The organism is Streptomyces odonnellii, from assembly GCF_000981895.1.
Classification (GTDB): domain Bacteria; phylum Actinomycetota; class Actinomycetes; order Streptomycetales; family Streptomycetaceae; genus Streptomyces; species Streptomyces odonnellii.
Map to the genome: position 1 here is coordinate 1 of NZ_LATD01000531.1, position 2,481 is coordinate 2,481.

Annotated in this window: 2 protein-coding genes; one reads left to right on the top strand and one right to left on the bottom strand. The window is 70.0% G+C overall.

Annotated elements, in window-relative coordinates:
- The first annotated feature begins 296 nt into the window (after positions 1 to 296).
- Positions 297 to 1,520: a DUF5667 domain-containing protein gene (locus WH07_RS34540; protein WP_046508934.1), complete on the top strand. Its 1,224-nt coding sequence runs from the start codon at positions 297 to 299 to the stop codon at positions 1,518 to 1,520.
- Between the two features lie 138 nt (positions 1,521 to 1,658).
- Here the strand turns inward: WH07_RS34540 and WH07_RS34545 are convergent.
- Positions 1,659 to 2,481 (bottom strand): lysophospholipid acyltransferase family protein (locus WH07_RS34545; protein WP_046508937.1); only part of this gene is annotated, 823 nt, incomplete at its 5' end.

Sequence of the window (2,481 nt, forward strand, 5' to 3'; positions counted from 1 at the left end):
TACCAGCACCGCCCCTCACCCGCCCTTCATGAACGCCCCCTCGCACACCCGCCGTACCCCCTCCTCGTCTCTCGCCGCAAACGTCAACTCACCCTCGGTGACGCCTCGATGACGCACTGGTCGGATCATCCTCCGCGCGTAACCCATGTGCCGCGACGCTCGTTGTGCGGGATGCAGGCTCCCTGCGGTCACGCCATGCCCGCAGCCACTCACTCAATCGTGTGGATGTGCTCAAGGCGTGCAACCTTCCGGACCCCCAGGGGAGTCGATCGTCATGACGAGAGGAGGTGCCGCCAGTGATCGCGAACGTTTCGGCACACCGGCGGGCGAACGCCTTCGCCCAGGCCCTGGAAGACCAGACGGTCCAGGGCGCGGCGGCCGGACAACAGCCCGCCGAGTCGGCCGAACCGGCCGAACAGGGGCGGCTGTTGGCTCTGGCGAAGGGCCTCGGCGAACTGCCGAAACCCACGCTGGACCCCGAGGTCAAAGTGGCACAACGGGCCCAGCTCGTGGCAGCCATGGAGGCCATGCTGCTGGAGGGCACAGCGGCCGGGGGGGTGTCCCCGGGCCCTACGGTCCCTGAGCAGCGGACCTCCGGCCGGGGCGCCCACCGGGCCTCCCGGTTCCGCAAGCTGCGCCCCAGATCCCGCTGGTCCAAGGGGCTCGCGGCCGGCGGGCTCACGGTCGGTGTGGCGGCGGGCGCGTTCGGCGGGGTGGCCGCGGCCAGTTCCGACGCCCTGCCCGGCGACTCGCTGTACGGGCTGAAGCGGGGCATGGAGGACTTCAAGCTCAATCTCGCGGACGGCGAGTCCGACCGCGGCGAGCTGTATCTCGACCATGCCTCGACCCGGCTCGGCGAGGCCCGGCGACTGATGGAGCGCGACCGCTCCGGCCGGCTCGACCACGAGTCCCTGACCGAGATCCGGCGCACCCTCAGCGGAATGAAGCACGATGCCGCCGAGGGCCACCGCCTGCTCCATCAGGCATACGAACGGGACGGCTCGCTCGGCCCGATCGCGACGCTCTCCTCGTTCTCCGCCTCGCACCGCGACACCTGGAACGGACTCCGCGACCGGCTGCCCGTACAGCTCACGGATGTCGGGGACGAGGTCAGTTCGGTGTTCGACGCCATAGACGAAGAGGTCGCGCCGCTCCAGTCCCTGCTGCCCCGCGCCCCCGAGACCCAGCAGGGCATCACCCGCCCCGGCGCCACCCAGGACTCGGCCGCCGCCGACCGTCCCGACCGCCCCTCGCCGTCCTCACCGAGTACGAGCGGCGCGGGCTCGCACCCCAGCGAGGAGGCACCGCACCCGCCCGGCCAGCACTCGGAAAGCTCGTCCGAGGAAGGCCTCCTCGGCGGCAGTACGGGCGGACTGCTCGACCCGCCGTCGAACAGCGCCACTCCGTCCCCGACCGAGAACCAGAGCAGTACGGAGCGCCCGGCCCCGGATGTCACCATCCCGCCGCTGCTGCCGGATCTGCTGCCGGGTCTGGGCATCAGGGCCGAGGACGCCGACTGACACAGCCGACGCGTCGCCCCGCGAGGCGTGGTGCTCCCCAAGCCCGACAGGAAGCGCCACGCCTCGCAACAGCCACAGCCACCGCACAGCGGCAACGGCAACGGCAACGGCAACGGCCCCAGAAGAACAGCAACCGCCTCAGAAGAACACCGAGCGGCGCTGCACCAACAGCTTGTACAGCGTGTGCTGGATCTGCTCCCGCACCTGATCCGTCAGATTGAACATCAGCATCGGATCGTCCGCCGCCTCCGGCGGATAGCCGTCCGTCGCGATCGGCTCACCGAACTGGATCGTCCACTTCGTCGGCAGCGGCAGCACCCCGAACGGCCCCAGCCAGGGAAACGTCGGCGTGATCGGGAAGTACGGAATGCCCAGCAGCCGCGCCAGCGTCCGCGCGTTGCCGATCATCGGATAGATCTCTTCCGCTCCGACGATCGAGCAGGGCACGATCGGCACCCGCGCCCGCAGCGCCGTGGACACAAACCCGCCGCGCCCGAAGCGCTGGAGCTTGTAGCGGTCGCCGAACGGTTTCCCGATGCCCTTGAACCCCTCCGGCATCACCCCGACGACCTCGCCGCGCAGCAGCAGCCGCTCCGCGTCCTCCGCACACGCCAGCGTGTGCCCGGCCTTCCGCGCCAGCTCATTGACCACCGGCAGCACAAAGACCAGATCGGCGGCGAGCAGCCGCAGATGCCGCTCCGCCGGATGGTTGTCATGGACGGCGACCTGCATCATCAGACCGTCCAGCGGCAGCACCCCGGAGTGATTGGCCACCACGAGCGCCCCGCCGTCCGACGGGATGTTCTCGATGCCCTTCACCTCGACCCGGAAGTAGTTCTCGTAGAACGGCCGGATCAGCGACATCAGGACCTGGTCGGTGAGTTCCTTGTCGTAGCCGAACTCGTCGACCTCGTACTCCCCCGTGAGCCGGCGGCGCAGAAACGCCAGCCCGCCCGCCACC